Below are 21,084 nucleotides of genomic sequence, written 5' to 3' on the forward strand. Positions count from 1 at the left end.
CCGATTTTACGTTCCTTTATAAGCAACAATATAAGCAACAATTTAGCGCTATAAAATTGTTACCCGAAAGGCCTGCTCAGCCACCGGATTTTCCAAAATATCAAAATATATCTCAGCAAAGGCCCCTTGAAACTCCAAGCGAGCCAAAACTTGTTTAAAGGCATGCGCCACCATTTTAGGATCGTTGCCAAATACCCCGCAACCAAAAGCTCCCAACACCAAGTGAGTAACCGCATTGTTTTTAAACATGCGTAAGGTCCGTAAAATTTTATTTTCCAAGTCGGTGTAAATTCTACTAGTATTGAGCTTTATTTTTGCTGCTTTCATCGCAGTCACATTCGGAGCCGCAATCGTCACAAAATCGACTAGTCGTCCCATAACGATTCGATCTTCCCGTTCATCCCTAATCACTTTTACTTGGTTAGCGTAGATTAGCGCGGGACTATAGAAAAAATCATTGGGATATAGTTTATTTTGCTGGTAGTAGGTATACCAATACTTCTTCAATTCAGGGTATAGGAAGCTATTACGGCAGATTGCTTCTTCTTGTGCATTGACTCCCAACATAAAGTTTCCCCCGGGAGTAAGCGGGTCTGCAAAGTTCATACAGCCCACCTTTACCTGGGAACCGAACTGGTGCAGCCGGTACAATAAATTCTCATTCTTAACGTAGATTTTAGTTTGGTAATCATAATCTGTCGGAATTTCATCTGGTTCAAACGTCACCAACTCAGATGACTGCTCAAGCTGATACATTTGTACCTGGTATAAATTCATAGCCTTATGTCCTAAAGCTTGTCTCCTTTCAGTTGGCGTCATCTTTTTTCCTCCAAATAGAGTAAGTCATATCTCCGTACTCCTTTAAAGACGCCAACTCTACTTGCGGCGCCGGTAAATTTGTATTAAATAAGGAAATGCCCGTCCCAAATTCTAGCGGCAAAGTCACTAGCCTAATTTCATCAGCTAAATTTTGACTGGTCAGTTCGTTAATCAGCTCATGTCCTCCCATGACCCAAACAACTTGGCCGATGCGCTCTAAGTAGGTAATTACCGCCTTGATTTCACCCTTAATACAGCTGACATTTTGTTCGGCAGCGGTTAACTTTAAAGGCTCACTAGCCAAAACCACCACTGGTAAGTCACTATAACTGCCCACCGTTAACTCCTGCCGGTAACTTTCGAAGGTGTTATGTCCCACTAAAATTACATCGCAGTCTTGGGGCCGCCGCAATTCAACTCCTGCCGGTTGTCTGATAAAAAACGCTTCTTCTAACTGGTTACTGCTCCGATTTTCTTCTGCAATAAAGCCATCCATAGTCACCAATAAGGAGATGATTATTTTTGCTGCCATCCCAACTTCCTCACTATCTCTAAACAATTTCTTATTTTATCTTACAATGTATCCGGCTACTTGGCTAGAGGACAAAAAAACAGCCAGGCCAAAACCCAGCTGTTTTTAATGATAAGTTGCGCTTAACCGCGACCAATCACCCAGAAGAACCCAATAAAGACGAAGAATAAAACGTACATCAAAGCAGGTACTTCCTTGCCACGCTTAGCAGCTAACATTGTAATTGGGTAAAGGATTACCCCTAAAGCCAAACCATCAGCAATACTGTATGTTAATGGCATTGCGGCGATAATGATGAAAGATGGAATTGCGATTTCTAATTTAGACCAATCAACCCGCGCCATATTTTGGGCCATAAGCACCCCAACGATAATCAAAGCGGGAGCTGTAACTTGCGTAGTAACAATCGCAAGTAATGGCGAAAAGAATAAACCGAAGATGAATAAGATCCCAGTTGTAACGGCTGTTAACCCTGAACGACCACCAACAGCAATCCCAGCGGATGATTCAACGTAGGCACCGACTGGTGAAGTCCCTAGTAAAGTCCCAACGAGCATTGCACTTGAATCAGACATCAAAGCTTGGCCAATACGGGGAATCTTGTTGTCCTTAACAAAGCCTGCTTGGGTACATAAACCAACTAAAGTTCCGGCTGTATCAAAGAAAGCAACTAATAAGAAGGTCAAGACCACTACGACCAATTGGAAGCTGTTAATATCCGTAATGTGCTTAGCAGCCACCAAGAAGGTTGGCTTTAAGCTAGGCGCTGCAGAAACGAATGCAGTTGGCATCTTGATTAAATCAGTTGCAATCCCAAAGATAGTTGATAGGACCATCCCGATAAAGATAGCTCCCGGCACCTTAAGTACCATTAAGATTGCAATCGCGATTAACCCAAAGACAGTTACCCAAACTTGACCATGAAAACTACCCAGGCTTACTAATGTAGATTCGTTCTTAACGATGATGCCCCCACCTTGAAGACCGATAAAGGCGATAAACATCCCAATCCCAGCAGAGATAGCATACTTTAAGTCTTGTGGGATTGAATCGATAATCAATTCACGTAATTTAAAGACGGTGATTAAGATGAAAATTAAAGCAGCCGCAAATGCCCCAGCTAAAGCAGTTTGCCATGGAATTTTCATCCCGATACATACAGAGTAAGCAAAGAAAGCGTTAATCCCTAAACTAGGCGCAGTTGCGATTGGATACTTCGCAATTACCCCCATTAACACACAGCCGATGGCACTAGAAAGTGCTGTCGCCGTGAAGACTGCGCCCTTGTCCATCCCGGCTGCGCTTAAAACAGTAGGGTTTACGAACAAAATATAGCACATAGAAATAAATGTTGTGAAACCAGCTAAGATTTCACGCTTAGGATTAGTTCCTAATTTATCTAACTTAAAAAATGAATTGAGTGCATTCATTAATTTTTTCTCCTTTTTCACGAACATTAATCGTGTTTTTTAGTTTAATAATAGCACTCCATTACTATAACTTATCTTTCACCCAATGTAAATAGTTTTTTAGCAAAAAGATTAACGTTCGCCTTTAAAAACTTAACATTAATTCGGAAAATACCTTAACAAGAAACCGTTTTTAATAAAGGCTTTCGTAGTCTACTCTTACTTAACTTAATCATCAAGAAAAGCCGAACTATAATAGTAGTTGCCATTCTAAGTTCAAAGCTTTATGCTAGTTAAGAAACTATTTACGAAGGGAACAAGCACTATGCCATATTCAGTCGGGGTAAGAGAATTAGTCGAATTTATTTTAAAAAGCGGCGATTTGTCAGCTGGTGGTCTTCAAAGCCCCAACAGTGCCCTCGAAGGAACTAAAATTCACCAAACAATTCAGGCTACTTGGCCAAGCGAGACCGAATGCGAAGTGGACCTCAAACAAACGGTTAACCTCGCTAACCAATCTGTTCTTATCCACGGGCGGGCTGACGGCCTTAAAAAAGCAGATAATCACTATACAGAAGTTCTAGAAATTAAAAGCTCGGCTCCTAGTTTTGCTGATTTAAAAGAAAATACGTTAACACTATACTGGGCCCAGGCCAAAATTTACGCCCAGCTCCTAATGCAAGCAGACCCAAGTTTAAATAAATTAGACCTAACGCTCATCTATGTTCAAGTCACTACTGGCTACCAGTGGCAAAAAACACAGTCCATTACCAGAAAAGAAGCACAAGCCTTTTTTGACCAGGTTACTAACGAGTACGCTAAGTGGTTACAACTTAAACAAGACCTGGCTAACCGACAACAAGAAACGTTAACTAAACTCAAATTTCCTTTTCCAAACTATCGCCAAAACCAACGTGAGCTTGCCGCCGTTGTTTATAAAACCATTCTTAACCAAAAGAAACTCTTCGTCCAAGCTCCTACCGGGACGGGCAAAACTATCTCAACCATCTTTCCTGCCTTAAAAGCGATGGGCCAAGGAAAAATTAACCGCCTCTTTTACTTGACGGCCAAACAATCAACCAGGCAAGTAGCTCAAGACACACTGAAACTTCTCGCCCAATCCGAGCCGCTCGTGACAACCATTACCTTAACCGCTAAGGATCAAATTACCTTTGAAGAAGAAAAAGACCTAGCGGATGAAGAAAACCCCTACTTACTTGGCTATTACGACCGTATCAAGCCAGCCTTAATGGACATCCTAAAAAACGAATGGCTAATCACTAAGGAGTTAGTTTGCAAATATGCACGTAAACACCAAGTCGATCCCTTTGAGTACTCATTAGACATCAGCCTCTTTTGTTCCGTAATCATCTGTGATTACAACTACCTCTTTGACCCAATGGTTTATCTCCAACGTTTCTTCAGTAAACCAGATGATAGTAATTGCTTTTTAATAGACGAAGCCCATAATTTGGTTGCCCGCTCACGCGATATGTACACTAAGGAAATTAGCTTACAGACCTTGACTACCCTCAAAGACAAGCTTAAGCAAACAAGCGGTCACCGGGGCTTAATTAACCGTCTTCAACCTATTATTGCTACCCTAACGGAACTTAAACAAACTTTAGTAAAGCATCACCAGCCTTATTTGGTTATGGAAGATGAGTTAATCGAGCTGGCTAAAAGTTGCCGGAAATTCTGTGATTTTACCAGCAATTGGTTGCGTGAGCATCCAGAAGAAACCTTAGCCGAAGAGATTCTTACCGTCTTTTTTGACTTGTACTCCTATTTAAAGGTAGGTGAATTTTACGACCCTAGCTTTCGGACTAAATTAAGCACTGAAGCTGATGACTTGCTGGTTAAAATCTTTTGCCTCAACCCCAGTAAGCTTCTGGCAAAAAGTATGGCCCTAGGCGGAAGTAGTATTCTCTTTTCAGCTACCCTCTCACCGCTTGCCTACTATCAAGAAGTTCTAGGGGGAACAGATAGCCTTTGCTACCAACTGCCATCACCTTTTGACCAAGAACGGCTCGGACTCGTAATTACGGCTAATATCGCCACGACTTACCGCCAGCGCCAGGCTAGCCTTGATGCCGTCGTCGCTACCATTGCCAGCCTAAGCCAGAGTAAAAGTGGGAATTACCTTGTCTTTTTACCCTCTTACGCTTACCTCACCCAGGTCGTCACCGCCTTTAACCAACGCTACCCCTTGGTTAGGACCATTATTCAGCAGCCCGAAATGACCGCCAAAGAACGCAGCGAATTCCTAGCCAATTTCAAGCCAACTAAGGAATCACTCGTTGCTTTTGCCCTCCTGGGCGGAATCTTTTCAGAAGGAATTGATCTCAAAGGCGATTGCCTAAACGGCGTGGCGATTATTGGCGTCGGTCTACCAGGTATCAGTCCAGAAAACGATGCTTTGCGTACCTACTTTGACCACCAGAAAAAAGCCGGCTTCGAATACGCCTACCAACTTCCCGGCTTAAACAACGTTTTCCAAGCAGCCGGACGCCTTATCAGAAGCGCTAGCGATTACGGGCCGGTAATCTTAGTCGACAGTCGCTTTGCTTCAAGTCGTTACCAACGTTTTTACCCTAATCACTGGTCGCACGGTCGCATCGTCTACAATACTACCCAGCTCCAAGAGTATTTAGCCAGTTTCTGGCAAAAATTTACTTCCTAACAAAAAAAGTGTGCTAAGAAAGCTAACTGCCTTCCTAGCACACTTTTTACTTGCAGAAATCTTAGTTTGTAAAACCGTATTTCTTGTTGAAACGATCCACACGACCATCTGCTTGAGTGAACTTTTGACGTCCAGTGTAGAATGGGTGTGAGTCACTTGAGATTTCAACCCGGATTAATGGGTAAGTCTTACCTTCAAATTCAACTGTTTCGTTTGAAGTCTTAGTTGAACCAGATACAAACTTGTAACCTGTAGCTGAGTCCATAAATACAACTTCATGATATTCTGGATGGATTCCTTGTTTCATTATCCTTTTCGCTCCTTTGCCCTGGTCCATTTGCTGAGCCAGAGTTATTTTCTGTGTATTACAACAAAAACCATGATAACATGATTTAAACTAGACTGCAATCAAAATTTTTTTGAATTTAGTCACTCGTAGCCGCCTTTTGTTCTAAGACGTTTGAACAAAACTTACGGTTAGTCGTGGCAGCCTTTAACATCGTTAACACCTGCCGAGTAGTCTGGGCCATATCCACAGTGCGATTATGACTATTTTCACGCCGATCCGCCACCTGTCCAAACTGATCGCGGAGTTGCCAAATCGCCTTAAGGTACTGCTTTTGTAATAACAACTCTTCTTTGCGAGTACCAGATGCCTTAAGATCGATTGCCGGGAAAATCCGCCGTTCTGCTAACTGCCGATCCAATTTAACTTCTTGATTCCCAGTTCCTTTAAATTCCTCGAAAATCACGTCATCCATCCGGCTGCCCGTATCAATTAAGGCGGTAGCGATAATAGTTAGACTGCCGCCTTCTTCTACGTTACGCGCAGCCCCAAAGAATCGCTTCGGCCTATATAAAGCTGCCGGATCAACCCCACCAGATAGGGTTCTTCCACTTGGGCGTTCCGTGATATTCGCAGCCCGTGCTAAGCGGGTGATGGAATCCATTAAAATAACCACATCTTCTTTTTCTTCCACCAAGCGCTTAGCCCGTTCTAAGACAAAGTCCGCCAACCGGACATGATTTTCTGGCCGCTGGTCAAAGGTTGAATAAACCACTTCACCATTAATTGTGCGCTCTAATTCCGTCACTTCTTCTGGGCGTTCATCTATTAAGAGCATAATTAGCTTAGTATTAGGGTAATTCTTACTTATTCCCTGGGCAATTTCCTTCAATAAGGTTGTCTTTCCCGCCTTAGGTGGCGCCACAATTAACGAGCGCTGGCCAAAACCTATCGGTGCAAACAAATCAATCACCCGGGTAGACAAGCGCGCTGGCGTTGTGGTCAGCTTCATTTGTTCGTTAGGATAAATTGCCGTCAAACTATTAAAGGGTGGCCGATGTCTAACTTGGTCGGGCCGTTTACCATTAACGGTGTCCACCCATAATAACGCCCCACTTTTATCGCCTCTTTTGGCTGGACGCGCAACCCCAGCGACCCAATCACCTTGACGTAACCCTAACCGCAGCTGGGAATATGAAACATAAAGGTCCTCTTTAGACGGGCCGTAATTAACCAAGCGCAAGAACCCAAAGGGATCCTTATCCTTGGGTCTAACTATTTCCAAGACGCCCTCTGCATAGTAACGCCCTTCTTCATCGGCCTGTGCTTGGGCCACCGCTAGCACTAGCTCTTGCTTACTCATGTCAGCACCATCTATCCCATACTTATCCGCTTCCGAAAGTAAGTCAGCTAGTGGCTTTTCTTGCAATTCCGCAATGGCTACCCGCCGCTCTTCGGTAATCGCCTGGCGTTCAGCATCGGATAAGGCTACTTCATCTTGCGTTTCCCCTAAATAATGGTCTGTAGGTCCTTGCTTCTTTAATTGTCTAGGCTTACGTTTTCCATGGTCATTCAAATCGTTTTTTTCCACCATTAAAAAAACTCCTTATCTAATTTCAGACAGTTTCAGTTACTACTTCTAAATTAACAGATAGATTTCTAAATTTTTCTACGATGCGATCATAACCACGCAAGATATGGTCTGCATGTTCAATTACCGTCGTTCCCTCAGCCATCAACGCTAACCCTAAAAGCGAAACCCCGGCTCTGATTTCACTAGCATTGACCACCGCCCCAGTTAATTTAGGCGAGTTACCTACCGTAATCACTCCATCTTTACTCTCAATCTTGCCTCCCATCCGCTTCATTTCAGGGATATGCTTGATGCGTTCCGGATAAAGTGTATCTATAATGGTTGACTTTCCGTGGGCTCTCATCAACAAAGGGGTAATTGGCTGTTGTAAGTCAGTTGCAAAGCCTGGAAACGGCGAAGTCTTCACTGTAATCGGAGCCAAAAAGTCACCGCCTGGAACATAAATTTGATCCTCATCGATTTCCAAGTTAACCCCCATTTCTACCAGCTTAGCAATAAATGGATCCAAGTGTTCAGGGATTACGTTCTTTACTAAAACCCCCTTGCCATTAGCAGCCGCAAAGGAAAGGTAGGTGCCCGCTTCGATCCGATCTGGAATAATAGTATGGGTATTCCGTGCTTCTAAGCGGTCAACCCCTTGAATTCTAATGACGTCTGTTCCTGCGCCCCGAATATGCGCACCCATATTATTTAAAAAGGTAGCCAAATCGATAATTTCCGGTTCGCGGGCTACGTTTTCCATAATGGTTGTTCCCTTGGCTCTTACCGCAGCTAATAGTACATTGATGGTTGCTCCCACTGAAACTAAGTCAAAGAAAATCCGGGCCCCTTTTAAGCCTTCTGGCCCCGTGGTAATATGAACTTCATTTTCTCCTTCTTCGACCCGAGCACCTAGAGCTTTAAATCCCTTGATGTGTTGATCAATAGGACGTGGCCCAATATTATCTCCTCCTGGGAAACCAACCGTCGCTTGACCAAATCGCCCTAATAATGCCCCCATAAAATAGTAGGATGCCCGTAAACTCCGAATGGCATTTCCTGGTAAGGCCGCTTCCTTAATCTTAGTTGGATCAATTTCCAACTCACCATGACCAAATTTGGAAGTAACATTTAGCGATTTTAAAATCAGCATCAAGTTGTGCACATCTAAAATATCAGGGACGCTATCAAACTTGACTGGTGTATCAGCTAAAATTGCCGCTGGAATCAAAGCCACCGTACTATTCTTAGCACCGCCAATCGTAACTTCCCCCGCCAAAGTTTGACCGCCCTTAACAATCATTTTTTTCATTTTTTCTTAATTCCTCACTGTAATTAAATAAAAACTCTTAATAAATCAAAAAATTACACACTTAATCACTATCTTGTCAGCTTCAGTGTGCACCGTGCTAAAAAAAGCACCTCTCTTCATATTACAAGATACTTGTCTTAGTTTCAATCAATTATTAGTGGGTATTTTTATTTTTTAATTCCATTAAAAAAAGGCCAACAAAAACTTGGGAGTTTTCGCTGGCCTTTTAACTAAACTAACCTTTAGTCTTTAGAAGCAAATGCTTCTTCTAACATCTGCATTTCTTCTTCATCAGGTAAAGCGTACATTGCTTTTAGCGCATGTACCTTTTCCACTGACAGTCGACTTAACAAAGCAAAGTCAGTATCATTTAAATGGTGTTTCTTTTCAAATTCAACAATCCGCTTGGAAAGTTGACTTAATTGACTCGTCTTTTCCATTACGACCCTTTCCTTTCACTTAACTTAGTCTATAATAACACGTTTTAATAATGTCAAGCTAGTTTAACGAGCTTAAACGTTAGCAGCAGCGTTAATAAAGGCTTGGAATAAACCTTCTGGTCTTTGTGGACGTGATAAGAATTCTGGGTGGTATTGACTAGCAACAAAGAATTTGTGGTCAGTAACTTCCACCACTTCAACTAAGCGATTGTCTGGTGAAGTCCCTGCAAAAGTTAAACCTTTAGAAGCCAATAATTCCCGGTACTTATTGTTAAATTCATAACGGTGACGGTGACGTTGTTGGATAACATCTTGGTTACCGTAAGCTTGGGCAGTCTTAGTATTAGGCTTCAACTTGCATGGGTATAAACCTAACCGTTGAGTCCCCCCCATATTTTCCACGTCTTCTTGGTCAGCCATTAAGTCAATGACACTGTTCTTACCGTGTGGTTCTACTTCAGAAGTATTGGCATCTTCAATCCCACATACATCACGTGCAAATTCGATACATGCCATCTGCATCCCCAAGCAGATTCCCAAGAATGGTACGTTATTTTCACGGGCATAACGGATGGATTGAATCATTCCTTCTAACCCGCGATCGCCAAAACCACCAGGAACAATGATACCATCATAACCATTTAATGTTTCAGCGACATTATCAGCATCAATATTTTCAGAGTTAATGTAAGTAATATCAACCTTGGAGTTAATGTGGTAACCAGCATGCTTTAAGGCTTCGTTGACAGAAATGTAAGCATCTTGTAAGTTCACATACTTCCCAACTAAAGCAATCTTGACTTCACCTTCAAGATTTTGAACCCGGTCGCGCAATTCAATCCAAGAAGTCATGTCAGCTTGTGGTGTATCTAACTTGAGTTTTTGACAAACAATTTCGTCCATACCTTGCGCTTGCAAATTCAATGGAATTTGGTAAAGTGTGTCCACATCCATTGATTCAATTACCGCTTCAGGTTCAACGTCACAGAAGTTTGCAATCTTGTTTCTCATTTCCTGGGAAATTGGTTCTTCAGTCCGCACCACTAAGATGTTAGGTTGAATCCCTAATCCTCTTAATTCCTTAACACTATGTTGGGTTGGCTTAGTCTTCATTTCGCCAGCAGCCTTAAGGTAAGGAACTAAAGTGGTGTGAATGTAGATAACATTGTCACTACCTACTTCTGACTTCATTTGGCGTAATGCTTCTAGGAATGGCAATGATTCGATATCACCGACAGTTCCCCCAATTTCAGTAATGACCACGTCTGCATCACTAACAGTTCCGGCCCGCATGATTTTTTCTTTAATCATGTTGGTAATGTGTGGGATAACTTGAACGGTCGCACCCAAGTAATCGCCACGCCGTTCCTTTTTTAAGACCTCTGAATAAATCTTACCTGTCGTTACGTTTGAGTACTTATTTAAGTTAATATCAATGAAACGTTCATAGTGACCGAGGTCCAAGTCTGTTTCAGTCCCATCATCGGTTACAAAAACTTCCCCGTGTTGGTATGGACTCATCGTTCCTGGATCCACGTTGATATATGGATCAAACTTCTGAATCGTAATCTTCAAACCGCGATTCTTCAACAAACGGCCTAGTGAGGCGGCAACAATTCCCTTTCCTAATGAGGAAACAACACCACCGGTTACAAAAATATACTTGGTCATTATGACTGCTCCTTTAAAATTATTTGGGTTGGCATGAATTAACAAAAATAACAAGCTCCCTATCCAAAGTTGAATAGGGAGCTTGTCTTGCCGTACACTTGGCTTCACCTATAAGTGAAGCGCCCATAAAGCATTCTACATAATTATTATCGTTAGGTCAAGCACTAATGACTATTTTTTTACGAAAGCTTAGTCTAGTTCTTCATCGCTTAATTCTGTTAATTGACCTTCGATGCCATCTGGCAAATCATCATCTTCGTCATCGTCGGTATCACCGATATCACTTAGATCTTTGCTGTAAGCTTTCAATTCAGGATCTGCATCATCGTCATCGTCATCATCACTGTCATAATCAGCGTCTAAATCTTCATCTTCTGGATCATCATCGTTATAGTCAATTACATCATCATCTGAAGCATCTGCCAGGAAGGCATTAACTTTCTTACGTGGGCGGTCGTCATCTTCATCATCATCTGAATGGACAAGTGCCTCATCAATTGAATCAAATGGATACCATGAACGTAAGCCCCAAAGATTATCCCCTAATGAGATGAAGCTACCATCAACATTCAAATCTGTATAGAATTGAGCTAAGCGGTCTCTAATTTCTTGGTCACTGGTACCAAGGAATTCTTGAATCTTGTTAGTTAAATCTGCAAAAGCCATCACGTCGCCATTTTGACTTAAAATAGCGTGTGCAACTTCAATCATTGATAACTCATTTTTATTTGCGTCTTTGAATTTTTCTAGCTCCAAACTGGTACACGTCCTTTCCACAGTCTACTCTTCATCTTACAATATTAACCTTTAAATTGCAATCTAATTTTATAGCGGCCTAACAGCTGTTGCCCCGAATTTAAAGTGTAGTCAATATTAATCTGGCCGATAATCCCCCTTAAAGTATCATCCACCTCTGCTTGTAATTTGCTTGTTCGACTAGTAACTGGTACTACCCCGTAAGGAGTTACATACTTAGCATTAACTTGTTTTCCAGCCACAAAATACAAGCGTAGATTCATCTCATCGGTTTTACGAGTCAGTTGTACTTCCCCGTTAGCCGTTATCTTAAAGGTTACTAGTGCTTCTTGCTCAGCTGTCTCTTGATAACGGAGGTAAATTGAAGCGCCCATCTGAAAGAATTGGCCCTCAAATACTTCATCATAATCGACGACTTGGTTGTCTTGAATATTTTGGGTCACAACGTGAATCGTTACGGGAATGCCGTTACTTAATTCTGCCACCTTAATCATCCTTTCCGCACACATTTCTTTCATTATAACTTTTATCTTGAACTATTTCCAAACACTTGCGTGGTATAATTAAAAAGAAACTGTTCTCTATAAGGAAGTGATTACCATCGTCTGTAAAAATATTAAGTACCTCCCAAAGGAAAAGGTCCTACGTGACCCTATCCATAATTACATCTACATCCAGCACCAGGTTATTTTGGACCTGATTAATACCCGCGAGTTCCAAAGGTTACGTCGAATTAAACAACTAGGCACTAGCAACCTTACTTTCCACGGGGCTGAACACAGTCGCTTCACCCACTCGGTTGGAGTTTACGAAATCACCCGTCGAATCTGTGATATCTTTGTCCGCAATTATCCTAGCCATAATCCTACCGACGGCTTGTGGAATGACGACGAACGCTTAGTGGCACTTTGCGCTGCCCTCCTTCACGATATCGGCCACGGTGCTTACTCCCATACCTTCGAGCACATTTTTAATACTAACCACGAAGAAATGACTGTTAAAATCATAACTTCTGAGCAAACCGAAGTTAACGCCGTCCTACGACAAGTCAGTGACGACTTTCCCGCCCAGGTTGCCTCAGTCATCACCAAGACTTATCCCAACAAGCAAGTTGTCCAAATAATTTCTAGTCAAATAGATGCCGATAGGATGGACTACCTATTGCGGGACTCCTACTACACTGGGACCAATTACGGTTCCTTTGACCTCACCCGGATTTTGCGGGTAATGCGCCCTGCCAAGGAAGGAATCGTCTTTGACATTAGCGGCATGCACGCAGTGGAAGATTATATCGTTAGTCGCTTTCAAATGTATCAGCAAGTCTACTTCCACCCTGTATCGCGCTCAATGGAGGTCATCTTAAACCATCTTTTGCAGCGGGCTAAAGATCTTAGCCGGACCCATAAACTAAAGAGTGCTTTGGGCACCTACTACCTAAAACCATTTTTTGAAGGGCAAGCCGACCTCGAAGCTTACCTTCGCTTAGACGATGGGGTCTTGAATACTTGCTTTGAAGCCTGGCGTGATTCAGACGATGAAATCTTGGCTGATTTGGCCAGTCGCTTCCTAGATAGGCACCCCTTTAAGTCGGTCAAATTTACCGCAACCACCGCTAACTTATTAGACCCTCTGCGGCAAATGGTCGCCCAAGCTGGCTTTGACCCTAATTACTACACCGCTGAAAATGATAGTTTTGACCTCCCCTATGATAGTTACAGTTCCCAAACTGACAAAGGTCAAATCAAGTTAATTCAAAAAGATGGTAGCCTAAGCGAGCTCTCAGCAGTTAGCCCCTTGGTACTTGCCATCACCGGCAAATTCTTAGGCGATAAGCGCTTTTTCTTTCCTAAGGAAATGCTTGGTACCGATGCGGAAGTCGACCTCCTCGTTAACCCGGCATTTAGAACCCACCTCAAAAACGATCACCTTATCTAGAAAGGAACTCTATAAACTATGACAATTAAAATGATTGCAACCGATATCGACGGAACCTTAGTTAATGACAACAAGGAAATTAGTCCTAAAACCCTAGCTGCCTTGAAAGCCGCCCGAAAAAAAGGGGTCTTTGTAGTTCTTTGTACAGGCCGCCCCGTTAGCGGGGTTAAACCCTACTTGGAGCAACTGGGGCTTACCCAAGACGAAAACTACGTTATTACCTATAACGGCGCATTAGCCACTAACATTGCTAGCGGACAAGTAGTTGTTTCTAACACCCTAGACTATTCGGATTTCACTAAGTTAGATTCATTAAGTCACGAACTTAACGTCCACGGGCAAGCCATCCAACCATCATCAGACCTCTACGTAACTACCCCTGACATTAGTTACTACACCGTGTTGGACTCTTTTTACACTAAGATGCCCCTCCACTACCGTCCGCAAGCCCAAATTCCAACTGAATTTCCAATGGCAAAATATATGTGGGCCGACGAGCCAGCAGCTATTGACCAAGCCTTACCTAACCTTCCAACCGCTATTAAGGAAGATTACTATACGGTCCGCAGTGAAGGTTGGTTCTTTGAATTCATGCACAAAGATGCCCACAAAGGAAAAACAACCTTAGAATTAGCAAACAAACTAGGTATTAAGCCCCACGAAATTCTAACTGCTGGCGATCAGCAAAACGACCTAACCTTAATTCAAGCCGGCTTCGGTGTCGCCATGGGCAATGCTATCCCCGAAATCAAAGACCTGGCCCAATACGTCACTGCCGACAACAACCATGACGGTTTAGGATTAGCCGTAGAAAAATTCGTTCTTTAATCACCAAAAAAGTCTGTCTACTTAGTTAATCACTTTTAAGTAGACAGACTTTTTTAAATCGTTATTACTATTGCTAAAACAATGAGGCCCAATCCAATCACTAGACAGTTAGCCGCAAAACTTTGGAAGTGGATGGGTTTATTTTTTTTGCTAGCCACCGATTTAACATCAATTTTTCTAGCTTGATATTCCTCATCGCTTTCGCCGGCCTGTTTTTTCTTAAACCACCCGGCTAATAGACTAGCGTGTAATAAGATATTGATAATCATCAAACAGATTAACAGTAGCCCCACTAAAAACATCACGTTTGAAACCTGGACAGCCACTCCTAGCCACCGTCCGCATAAGGCGGTGGCTAGCGCTAGTAATAATACTGCCCCGTCTAATTTTAACCAGAGTTTGGTCTGTAAATTTCTCATAACTAACCCCCATTTTTCTCAATTATACCCTAGATTGGTCTAGCGTTGGGTGTTTAATTTACGCCCAGTTAGGTAAATAGTTATCCAGATAACTAAAATCACAGCCAAAGCTGAAAATAAAACGGCTAAACATTCACCCACAAAAATTTTGGCATTGAGGTAATAACCAAAGCTAGCATTTAACCTGGCTAATAAAATAAACAAGGCCAAATCGCCACCAAACATCCCAAAAAAGAGGGTGTTAAATGTCATAGCCATAATCTGAAAGCCAATCGCCTTGCCACTCTTGTAAAGTTGAGCTAGTGTTAAATCCGGCTTTTGGCTAAGCAATTCTTCTAGGCCACTAGCGACTGCAATTGAGGCTTCAGCAATTGCTCCCAAAGTAGCTAAAACGGTCGTCGCAATCAACAAGGATTCAAAGTTAACACCTATCAGTAAGTTGAAGGCCTCAATTTCTTCTGATTGTTCATTACCAAACCCTTGAACCTGAGCTAAGTAATCAACTGGAACAATCAAAACCAACATCACTCCAACCACTAATATAGTTGCTATAAAAGCAGTGTTAGTTGCGGCCTCATCATCATTGCCCATGTAAATAGTGATTGCTAAGATACAGATTCCAATAAAGAGACTGACCCCTAGGGGGGGAAAGCCACCGGCAATCAAAATAACCGCTATAAATAGTAAGGCAAAATTTAAGAGGATGCTGATAAAGGAGCTAAGGCCGTGTTTACCTCCCACTAACAGCATCAGAATTAACAGAATTAAACTCAATAAGGTTATTGCTGACATTATTCTTCCCCCAAGACATAAGCAGATAGCAAGCTTGCAGTTGGTACTACCAAACTAATCCCAATCCCACTAATTAAGGACTGGACAACACCTAACGACATGGTCCACTCAAAGGTATAAGCAAATGTATTGCCCGTCCGCAAGTACAACACGGCCATTGCGAAGGTTTCTGCAAAGAAAATTAAAAATAAAACGTTAATCAAAGGCCCCATGATAGCCCGTCCAACCTGCCGTCCCGACAAAAACAACTGGCTGCGACTAAGCTCTGGCTTACTTTCCTTAAGTTCAAATAAGGTTGCCACAATGTCGGTGGCAGCATCCATTACTGTCCCTAATAAGCCAATCAAGGTGGCCGCAAAAAATAACTGTTCTGGCGATTGGGTAGCCATATCTAAGGCTTCATAATGAACCCCTTGGTTATTCGTCAGCCATAAAGCAAAATAACCTAACCCCAGCCCAAGACTTGTTCCCAGTACGATTGAACTAAAGGTTACTAAACACTGTTTGCTAAAGCCCATAATCATCACCAATGATAGGGCTGTAAAAATTAAGGCACTGAGTGCAAATAACCAAAAGAAGTAGGTGAGGTTTAAGGCGATATCTAGCTTGACAAAAATCAAAAAGATCACAAAGTTAGCTACCACGCTAGCTAAGGCCCTAATTCCTTGAAACCTCATTGTTATGTATAACAAGACTATTACTAGCCAGGCTAACATTACTAAAATCGTATCCCGCTTACTATGAGAAAAAGAAGCGGTTAGCTTGCCACCCTCGTGATGAAAGTCGACAAAGATTTCTTGGCCTAACTTTAAGCGCTGATCAAAAGCTTTAGATCCTGAATAGGTATTGGTTACGACCATTTCTTGGCCCCGCTTAGTCCCATTTAGCAGCCTAATTTTTAACCTTTGTTTCACTTGATAATCCTGGTTATTGTACTCGTCTTTGACCACCTGCTTAGGCCCAGTTTTTACAGAAATAATTTTACCTAGGTCTTGGTGGTATAGCCAAGCATCATGACTTGTAAACCAATATAGGCTTAAGCCACTCAAAAAAATTACTACTATTTCAATTACCCAACTTTTTTTGATGATAATCACACCCTTCTTAGTCCATTTCTAAGCCTACCACTTTTAAAGCTAATTCATAGTTGCTACTTAAAAGCTTAACCAATAATTTGCACTTTCATGTGGCTTTTCCTATAATTAAAGCAATATTATTCGATGAAAGAAGCTGATTTAATGTCAACCAGCAGCCAACTACTAAAAATTTTAGGAGAAAAGTCACAGCCCGTCTCTGGTCAAGAGCTAGCCGACCAATTAAATATCTCTCGGACCGCGATTTGGAAAGCCATCAATAACTTAAAAGACGCTGGCTACCAAATTACCAGCCAACCACGGACGGGTTATTTTTTAGAAGATAACGGGTATTTAGACGCCGGGCTCATTAGCCGTTACCTCCCAACTAATTTTAACTTTCCGCTTGAGATTCATCAAACCATCGATTCTACCAACATCCGTGCTAAGCAATTAGCCAACAAGCCCGATTTGACTACTCCTTATATCATTATTGCCAACCAGCAAACTAATGGTTACGGTAGGTATGGGCGCAACTTCACTTCCCCTAGCCAAAGTGGGATTTACCTTAGCATCCTCCTAGCCAATGAGCAAACCGAATTTAATCCCGGCTTACTAACTACAGCGGTAGCCCTCGCCATGTGCCGGGCTATCGAAAAGAAGTTGGCGGCCAGTCCTAAGATTAAGTGGGTCAATGACGTTGTCGTAGATGGTAAAAAGGTTTGCGGTATCCTCACCGAAGGCATTAGCAACCTTGAAACCCAATCCCTATCTAATATTGTTGTAGGGGCGGGAATTAATTACCTCACCGCCGATTTTCCTGAGGAAATCTCCCAGCGGGCCGGTTCACTTAGAAACTACGCTCTCAAGGCGAAAGTGTCTCGGAACGAATTTATCGCCACTTACTTAGAAGAATTCTTTAAACTTTATCAAACCTACCAAACTGGTAACTTTATGCCCGAATACCGTGCTCATTCAAATATTATCGGTAAAGAAGTTACCATCACCCAAGGCACCAAGAGTTTTCAAGGAAATGTTGTCACCATCGATGACGACGGGGCCATTGTCTTAGCCGACGGGCGCAAGTTCACTTCCGGTGAAGTAACTAAAATTCGGGCTAATTAATATAAAAATCCGCCTCTTACTTGGTTTTAGCCAAGTGGGAGGCGGATTTTTGTTATTTTTTAGTTAACAGTGCGGCAGCTTGCTTATCCACAATAACCGTTACGTTAGGATGCTTTTGCAAAATGGTTGCGGGCACATTTGCATCTACCGGCCCCTCAACCAAGGCTTTAACTGCTTGCGCTTTCTTAGCCCCAAATGCTTCTAGTAAAATTTCTTTAGCCTGCATAATTGAGCCAATTCCCATTGAGTAGGCATAGCGGGGAACATCTTCTTCCCGTTCAAAGTAGCGCGCATTAGCCTTTATCGTTGATTCCGTTAAAGCAACTTTGCGGGTCTTTGCATCCAGCGGACTCCCCGGTTCGTTAAAGCCGATATGCCCGTTTTCTCCGATTCCTAGTAGCTGTAAGTCAACCGGATTAGCAGCTAAAATCTGGTTATAACGTTCAATTTCTGCAGCCTCATCTTCAGCTAAACCATTAGGAAGGTAGGACTTAGCAAAGGGCTTTTGATTAAACAAGTGTTGTTTCATGTAATAATTATAGCTTTGGGGATCATCGGCCCCTAAGCCTACATACTCATCTAGGTTAACAGAAACCAACTTAGAAAAATCGAGCTTACTTGCAACTAATTCTTGGTAGGTTGTTTCCGGAGTTCCACCAGTTGCCAAACCTAACACCTTAGCCCCATTTGCAAGTGCGTTGGCAAAAACCTTACAAGCTTCCTTTCCACCAGCAACTTTGTCTTCAACAATAATTACCCGCATGATAATGCCTCCGTTCATTTATTGGTATAGTCCAATTATAATAGGTATAGACCAATTTTGCAAGTGTTTTCTCTTTTTTAGTCCTAAAAAAGACGTAAGCAACTACTTACGTCTTTAATCATTATTCATAAAGGGCTGCCACTTGAGCTTGCACCGTTTCGTGAGCTAAAAATTCATCGTAGGTGGTATCCAACCGCTCAACCACCCCTTTAGCTGAAACCTCAATAATATGGTTAGCAATCGTTTGAATATATTGGTGGTCATGAGAAGTAAAGATGATTGACCCTGGAAATGAAACCATTGAGTCGTTTAGAGCCGTAATTGACTCCAGGTCCAAGTGGTTGGTTGGATCATCCATTAACAGTACGTTGGCCTTTTGCAACATCATTTTAGATAGGAGGCAGCGAACCTTTTCGCCCCCTGATAAGACCCCGACTTGTTTTTCAATATCTTCACCAGAAAAGAGCATCTTACCTAAAAAGCCTCGCAAGAAGGTGTTATCATTTTCTTCCTTGGAAGCAAATTGACGTAACCAGTCAATGATGCTTAAATCACTTTGGGCAAAGTTAGCGTTTAGGTCACGTGACATGTAACTACGGCTAGTTGTTTGCCCCCAAGTTACCGTTCCACCATCAGGTTCCAACTCCCCAGCCAGAATCTGCATCAAAACACTAGTGGCCAGGTCGTTTCTGGAGATGATTGCCGCCTTTTCCCCCGGTCTTAAGATGAAGCTAATATTATCTAAAATCTTAACGCCGTCAATTGTCTTAGAAACGTTTTCGACCTTAACTAGATCGTTACCTAACTCCCGCTCCATTTCAAACTTAATGAAGGGATACTTACGCGAAGATGGCTTAATATCATCTAGCGTAATCTTTTCTAACTGTTTCTTACGCGAAGTAGCTTGCTTGGACTTAGAAGCATTGGCAGAAAAATGGGCAATGAATTCTTGTAATTCCTTAATCTTTTCTTCTTTTTTAGCGTTAGCATTGGCCTGTAATTTAGCAGCTAATTGACTGGATTCTAACCAAAAATCATAGTTACCCACAAATAATTTAATCTTACCAAAGTCTACGTCGCACATCATGGTGCAGACTTGATTTAAGAAGTGCCGGTCGTGGGAAACTACGATTACAATATTGGGATAATCGGCTAAAAAGTCTTCTAACCAACTGATGGTATGAACATCCAACCCGTTAGTCGGTTCGTCTAACAGCAAAATATCTGGTTGCTCAAACAATGCTTGCGCCAATAAGACCTTCACCTTGTCCCGTTCGGCTAACTCACTCATCTTTTGGTCATGCATACTATCAGGAATGTTTAGTGATTGTAAGAGCGTAGCCGCATCAGCTTCAGCGTTCCACCCATCCATTTCGGCAAACTCACCTTCAAGTTCAGCCGCCCGTAAACCATCTTCTTCAGAAAAATCTGGTTTAGCGTATAAAGCGTCCTTTTCCTTCATGATTTGGTACAACTTCTTATGACCCTGGATAACCGTTTCTAAAACCGTATATTCTTCAAAGCCGAAGTGGTCCTGGCTTAAGCTCGAAATCCGTTCATTTGCCCCAATCGAAATGCTCCCACTGGTTGGTTCTAACTTTCCTTCCAACAACTTTAAGAAGGTGGATTTACCCGCACCATTGGCACCAATTACTCCATAACAATTACCAGGGGTAAACTTTAGGTTAACGTCATCGTATAAAAGGCGCCCTGAAAAATTTAAACTTAGGTTGCTAACTGTAATCAACTATCATCTTCCTCGCTTTTCATTTATTCTTGCCTAAATCTACCATATTAGTCACCACGCTGGCAAGCAAAGTTTTCCCTAAAATAAAAAGGTTCACCAGTCAGCTCGTTAATGGCGACTGGTGAACAGACTATTTATCTAAGTTTTGGTGCTTGAGGCTAGGAAAGAGGTACTTATCGGCCAACCCTACTAAACTTCCTTGGAACAATAAGGCAAAGATGGTCCCAACATTTACGGCGTAAATACGGTGACTCACTAACACTGCCACTATAATCGCAATTACCGGAGGCATAAAGACCACTAACTGGGCAATCGTCGCGTTACCCTTGAAATACTTAAAACGGATGATTTGCATCAAATCGTCAACTGGGTGTAGCATCCAGTTAACTCGCTGGTATAAGGAAATGGCTACTGCAATCAAAACCACCCCTAGACAATCTAAGCCGGTACGTACAAGTAAGTTTAAATGGTTAATCCCTAGTTGACTTAAGCCCGCCGAAAAATAGCCGACTAATAAAGAAAATGGCGTCAAAAAAACCAAGTTGCCAATTATTCTTTTGGGACTTAACTTTCCTAAGATTAAGGAATTAACGATAATTACCAAAAAGGCTGGTAAAAACATCATCAAACTCAACGAGACTGCAAAGGCATGGTTTAAGTTGACAGAAGCCGCGGTCCACAGAGCACTTCCTAAATTAATGGCTACCGTTAACCCATTACCTAAGCTATTTAGAAAGATTGATAACACAAAGTAACCTAACAGTTTTTGATTTTCTAACGTATGTTGACTGAATTCCACCGATAACAACCTTCGTTTCCAATAATTTGTTTACCGTTATCTTACGACTCAAACCGATTTCAAAGCAAGTTTTTACTTGCCAAATTTTCAAATAATGTTATATTCTAATCATAATTTATTAA

The 21,084-nt window shown here is 42.1% G+C and carries 20 protein-coding genes; 4 read left to right on the forward strand and 16 right to left on the reverse strand.

Features of this window, described 5'->3' with window-relative positions; translation table 11 throughout:
- Positions 1 to 48: 48 nt before the first annotated feature.
- The 3 genes from FC14_RS05475 to FC14_RS05485 form a co-directional block, all read right to left on the reverse strand.
- Entirely contained in the window at positions 49 to 819 is a 771-nt protein-coding gene (locus FC14_RS05475) for a TIGR02452 family protein (RefSeq protein WP_056976811.1), read from the reverse strand.
- A complete protein-coding gene (locus FC14_RS05480) occupies positions 806 to 1,351 on the reverse strand; it encodes a dihydrofolate reductase family protein (protein ID WP_056976812.1) in 546 nt (181 codons plus the stop codon). The genes FC14_RS05475 and FC14_RS05480 overlap by 14 nt, the downstream gene beginning before the upstream one ends.
- Before the next feature lie 122 nt (positions 1,352 to 1,473).
- On the reverse strand, positions 1,474 to 2,781 hold the full coding sequence (locus FC14_RS05485) for an NCS2 family permease (protein WP_056976813.1): 1,308 nt from the start codon (positions 2,779 to 2,781) through the stop codon (positions 1,474 to 1,476).
- Between the two features lie 304 nt (positions 2,782 to 3,085).
- Here FC14_RS05485 and FC14_RS05490 point away from each other — a divergent pair, with 304 nt between their 5' ends.
- On the forward strand, positions 3,086 to 5,443 hold the full coding sequence (locus FC14_RS05490; protein ID WP_056976814.1) for an ATP-dependent DNA helicase: 2,358 nt from the start codon (positions 3,086 to 3,088) through the stop codon (positions 5,441 to 5,443).
- Positions 5,444 to 5,504: 61 nt separating this feature from the next.
- Here FC14_RS05490 and FC14_RS05495 read toward each other — a convergent pair whose 3' ends face one another.
- The 7 genes from FC14_RS05495 to FC14_RS05525 all read right to left on the reverse strand — a co-directional run bounded on the left by FC14_RS05495 (position 5,505) and on the right by FC14_RS05525 (position 11,966).
- Positions 5,505 to 5,750 (reverse strand): type B 50S ribosomal protein L31, encoded by a 246-nt coding sequence (locus FC14_RS05495; RefSeq protein ID WP_050610852.1) that lies wholly within the window; start codon positions 5,748 to 5,750, stop codon positions 5,505 to 5,507.
- A 118-nt stretch (positions 5,751 to 5,868) separates the two neighbouring features.
- Positions 5,869 to 7,323 carry a transcription termination factor Rho gene (gene rho, locus FC14_RS05500; protein ID WP_082618694.1) on the reverse strand — a complete coding sequence of 485 codons (1,455 nt, stop codon included), beginning with the start codon at positions 7,321 to 7,323 and terminating at the stop codon, positions 5,869 to 5,871.
- Positions 7,324 to 7,345: 22 nt separating this feature from the next.
- Positions 7,346 to 8,614: a UDP-N-acetylglucosamine 1-carboxyvinyltransferase gene (locus FC14_RS05505; RefSeq protein WP_050610851.1), complete on the reverse strand. Its 1,269-nt coding sequence runs from the start codon at positions 8,612 to 8,614 to the stop codon at positions 7,346 to 7,348.
- 242 nt (positions 8,615 to 8,856) lie between these two features.
- Entirely contained in the window at positions 8,857 to 9,054 is a 198-nt protein-coding gene (locus FC14_RS05510; RefSeq protein ID WP_050610850.1) for an LBP_cg2779 family protein, read from the reverse strand.
- Between the two features lie 72 nt (positions 9,055 to 9,126).
- Positions 9,127 to 10,725 carry a CTP synthase gene (locus tag FC14_RS05515; protein ID WP_056976815.1) on the reverse strand — a complete coding sequence of 533 codons (1,599 nt, stop codon included), beginning with the start codon at positions 10,723 to 10,725 and terminating at the stop codon, positions 9,127 to 9,129.
- Positions 10,726 to 10,914: 189 nt separating this feature from the next.
- Positions 10,915 to 11,481 carry a DNA-directed RNA polymerase subunit delta gene (gene rpoE, locus FC14_RS05520; RefSeq protein ID WP_056976816.1) on the reverse strand — a complete coding sequence of 189 codons (567 nt, stop codon included), beginning with the start codon at positions 11,479 to 11,481 and terminating at the stop codon, positions 10,915 to 10,917.
- A gap of 44 nt (positions 11,482 to 11,525) precedes the next feature.
- Positions 11,526 to 11,966 (reverse strand): YwiB family protein, encoded by a 441-nt coding sequence (locus tag FC14_RS05525; protein WP_225363593.1) that lies wholly within the window; start codon positions 11,964 to 11,966, stop codon positions 11,526 to 11,528.
- A gap of 115 nt (positions 11,967 to 12,081) precedes the next feature.
- On the opposite strand from FC14_RS05525, the gene FC14_RS05530 reads away from it, so the two are divergent.
- Together FC14_RS05530 and yidA are read left to right on the forward strand one after the other, a co-directional pair.
- Complete coding sequence (locus tag FC14_RS05530; protein WP_082618697.1) at positions 12,082 to 13,416, forward strand: HD domain-containing protein; 1,335 nt, start codon at positions 12,082 to 12,084, stop codon at positions 13,414 to 13,416.
- An 18-nt stretch (positions 13,417 to 13,434) separates the two neighbouring features.
- The gene (yidA, locus tag FC14_RS05535; RefSeq protein WP_056976818.1) at positions 13,435 to 14,244 is read left to right on the forward strand and encodes a sugar-phosphatase; all 810 of its coding nucleotides are present in this window, start codon (positions 13,435 to 13,437) and stop codon (positions 14,242 to 14,244) included.
- Positions 14,245 to 14,297: 53 nt separating this feature from the next.
- Here the strand turns inward: yidA and FC14_RS10375 are convergent, their stop codons facing one another.
- From FC14_RS10375 to FC14_RS05550, 3 genes are read right to left on the reverse strand one after another with little or no spacing between them, the layout of a single operon-like run.
- Positions 14,298 to 14,663 (reverse strand): DUF3899 domain-containing protein, encoded by a 366-nt coding sequence (locus FC14_RS10375; RefSeq protein ID WP_082618695.1) that lies wholly within the window; start codon positions 14,661 to 14,663, stop codon positions 14,298 to 14,300.
- Positions 14,664 to 14,702: 39 nt separating this feature from the next.
- The gene (locus tag FC14_RS05545) at positions 14,703 to 15,455 is read right to left on the reverse strand and encodes a YibE/F family protein (protein WP_056976819.1); all 753 of its coding nucleotides are present in this window, start codon (positions 15,453 to 15,455) and stop codon (positions 14,703 to 14,705) included.
- Positions 15,455 to 16,549: a YibE/F family protein gene (locus tag FC14_RS05550; protein WP_056976851.1), complete on the reverse strand. Its 1,095-nt coding sequence runs from the start codon at positions 16,547 to 16,549 to the stop codon at positions 15,455 to 15,457. The genes FC14_RS05545 and FC14_RS05550 overlap by 1 nt, the downstream gene beginning before the upstream one ends.
- A 144-nt stretch (positions 16,550 to 16,693) precedes the next feature.
- On the opposite strand from FC14_RS05550, the gene FC14_RS05555 reads away from it, so the two are divergent.
- Entirely contained in the window at positions 16,694 to 17,653 is a 960-nt protein-coding gene (locus FC14_RS05555) for a biotin--[acetyl-CoA-carboxylase] ligase (protein ID WP_056976820.1), read from the forward strand.
- Positions 17,654 to 17,705: 52 nt separating this feature from the next.
- On the opposite strand, the gene nagB is transcribed toward FC14_RS05555, so the two are convergent.
- The 3 genes from nagB to FC14_RS05570 all read right to left on the reverse strand — a co-directional run bounded on the left by nagB (position 17,706) and on the right by FC14_RS05570 (position 20,962).
- Positions 17,706 to 18,416, reverse strand: coding sequence for a glucosamine-6-phosphate deaminase (nagB, locus tag FC14_RS05560; RefSeq protein WP_056976821.1), 711 nt, complete (start codon positions 18,414 to 18,416; stop codon positions 17,706 to 17,708).
- Positions 18,417 to 18,537: 121 nt separating this feature from the next.
- Positions 18,538 to 20,163 (reverse strand): ABC-F family ATP-binding cassette domain-containing protein, encoded by a 1,626-nt coding sequence (locus FC14_RS05565; RefSeq protein ID WP_056976822.1) that lies wholly within the window; start codon positions 20,161 to 20,163, stop codon positions 18,538 to 18,540.
- A 130-nt stretch (positions 20,164 to 20,293) separates the two neighbouring features.
- Complete coding sequence (locus FC14_RS05570) at positions 20,294 to 20,962, reverse strand: DUF6198 family protein (RefSeq protein ID WP_056976823.1); 669 nt, start codon at positions 20,960 to 20,962, stop codon at positions 20,294 to 20,296.
- Positions 20,963 to 21,084 lie beyond the last annotated feature (122 nt).

Origin of the sequence: Ligilactobacillus agilis DSM 20509 (genome assembly GCF_001436215.1) — a bacterium.
Classification (GTDB): domain Bacteria; phylum Bacillota; class Bacilli; order Lactobacillales; family Lactobacillaceae; genus Ligilactobacillus; species Ligilactobacillus agilis.

Excerpts from the sequence above, each read along its gene's own strand:
- FC14_RS05475 (WP_056976811.1), bottom strand. The coding sequence starts at position 819 with ATGACGCCAACTGAAAGGAGACAAGCTTTAGGACATAAGGCTATGAAT.
- FC14_RS05480 (WP_056976812.1), bottom strand. The coding sequence starts at position 1,351 with ATGGCAGCAAAAATAATCATCTCCTTATTGGTGACTATGGATGGCTTT.
- FC14_RS05485 (WP_056976813.1), bottom strand. The coding sequence starts at position 2,781 with ATGAATGCACTCAATTCATTTTTTAAGTTAGATAAATTAGGAACTAAT.
- FC14_RS05490 (WP_056976814.1), top strand. The coding sequence starts at position 3,086 with ATGCCATATTCAGTCGGGGTAAGAGAATTAGTCGAATTTATTTTAAAA.
- FC14_RS05495 (WP_050610852.1), bottom strand. The coding sequence starts at position 5,750 with ATGAAACAAGGAATCCATCCAGAATATCATGAAGTTGTATTTATGGAC.
- rho (WP_082618694.1), bottom strand. The coding sequence starts at position 7,323 with ATGGTGGAAAAAAACGATTTGAATGACCATGGAAAACGTAAGCCTAGA.
- FC14_RS05505 (WP_050610851.1), bottom strand. The coding sequence starts at position 8,614 with ATGAAAAAAATGATTGTTAAGGGCGGTCAAACTTTGGCGGGGGAAGTT.
- FC14_RS05510 (WP_050610850.1), bottom strand. The coding sequence starts at position 9,054 with ATGGAAAAGACGAGTCAATTAAGTCAACTTTCCAAGCGGATTGTTGAA.
- FC14_RS05515 (WP_056976815.1), bottom strand. The coding sequence starts at position 10,725 with ATGACCAAGTATATTTTTGTAACCGGTGGTGTTGTTTCCTCATTAGGA.
- yidA (WP_056976818.1), top strand. The coding sequence starts at position 13,435 with ATGACAATTAAAATGATTGCAACCGATATCGACGGAACCTTAGTTAAT.
- FC14_RS10375 (WP_082618695.1), bottom strand. The coding sequence starts at position 14,663 with ATGAGAAATTTACAGACCAAACTCTGGTTAAAATTAGACGGGGCAGTA.
- FC14_RS05545 (WP_056976819.1), bottom strand. The coding sequence starts at position 15,455 with ATGTCAGCAATAACCTTATTGAGTTTAATTCTGTTAATTCTGATGCTG.
- FC14_RS05555 (WP_056976820.1), top strand. The coding sequence starts at position 16,694 with ATGTCAACCAGCAGCCAACTACTAAAAATTTTAGGAGAAAAGTCACAG.
- nagB (WP_056976821.1), bottom strand. The coding sequence starts at position 18,416 with ATGCGGGTAATTATTGTTGAAGACAAAGTTGCTGGTGGAAAGGAAGCT.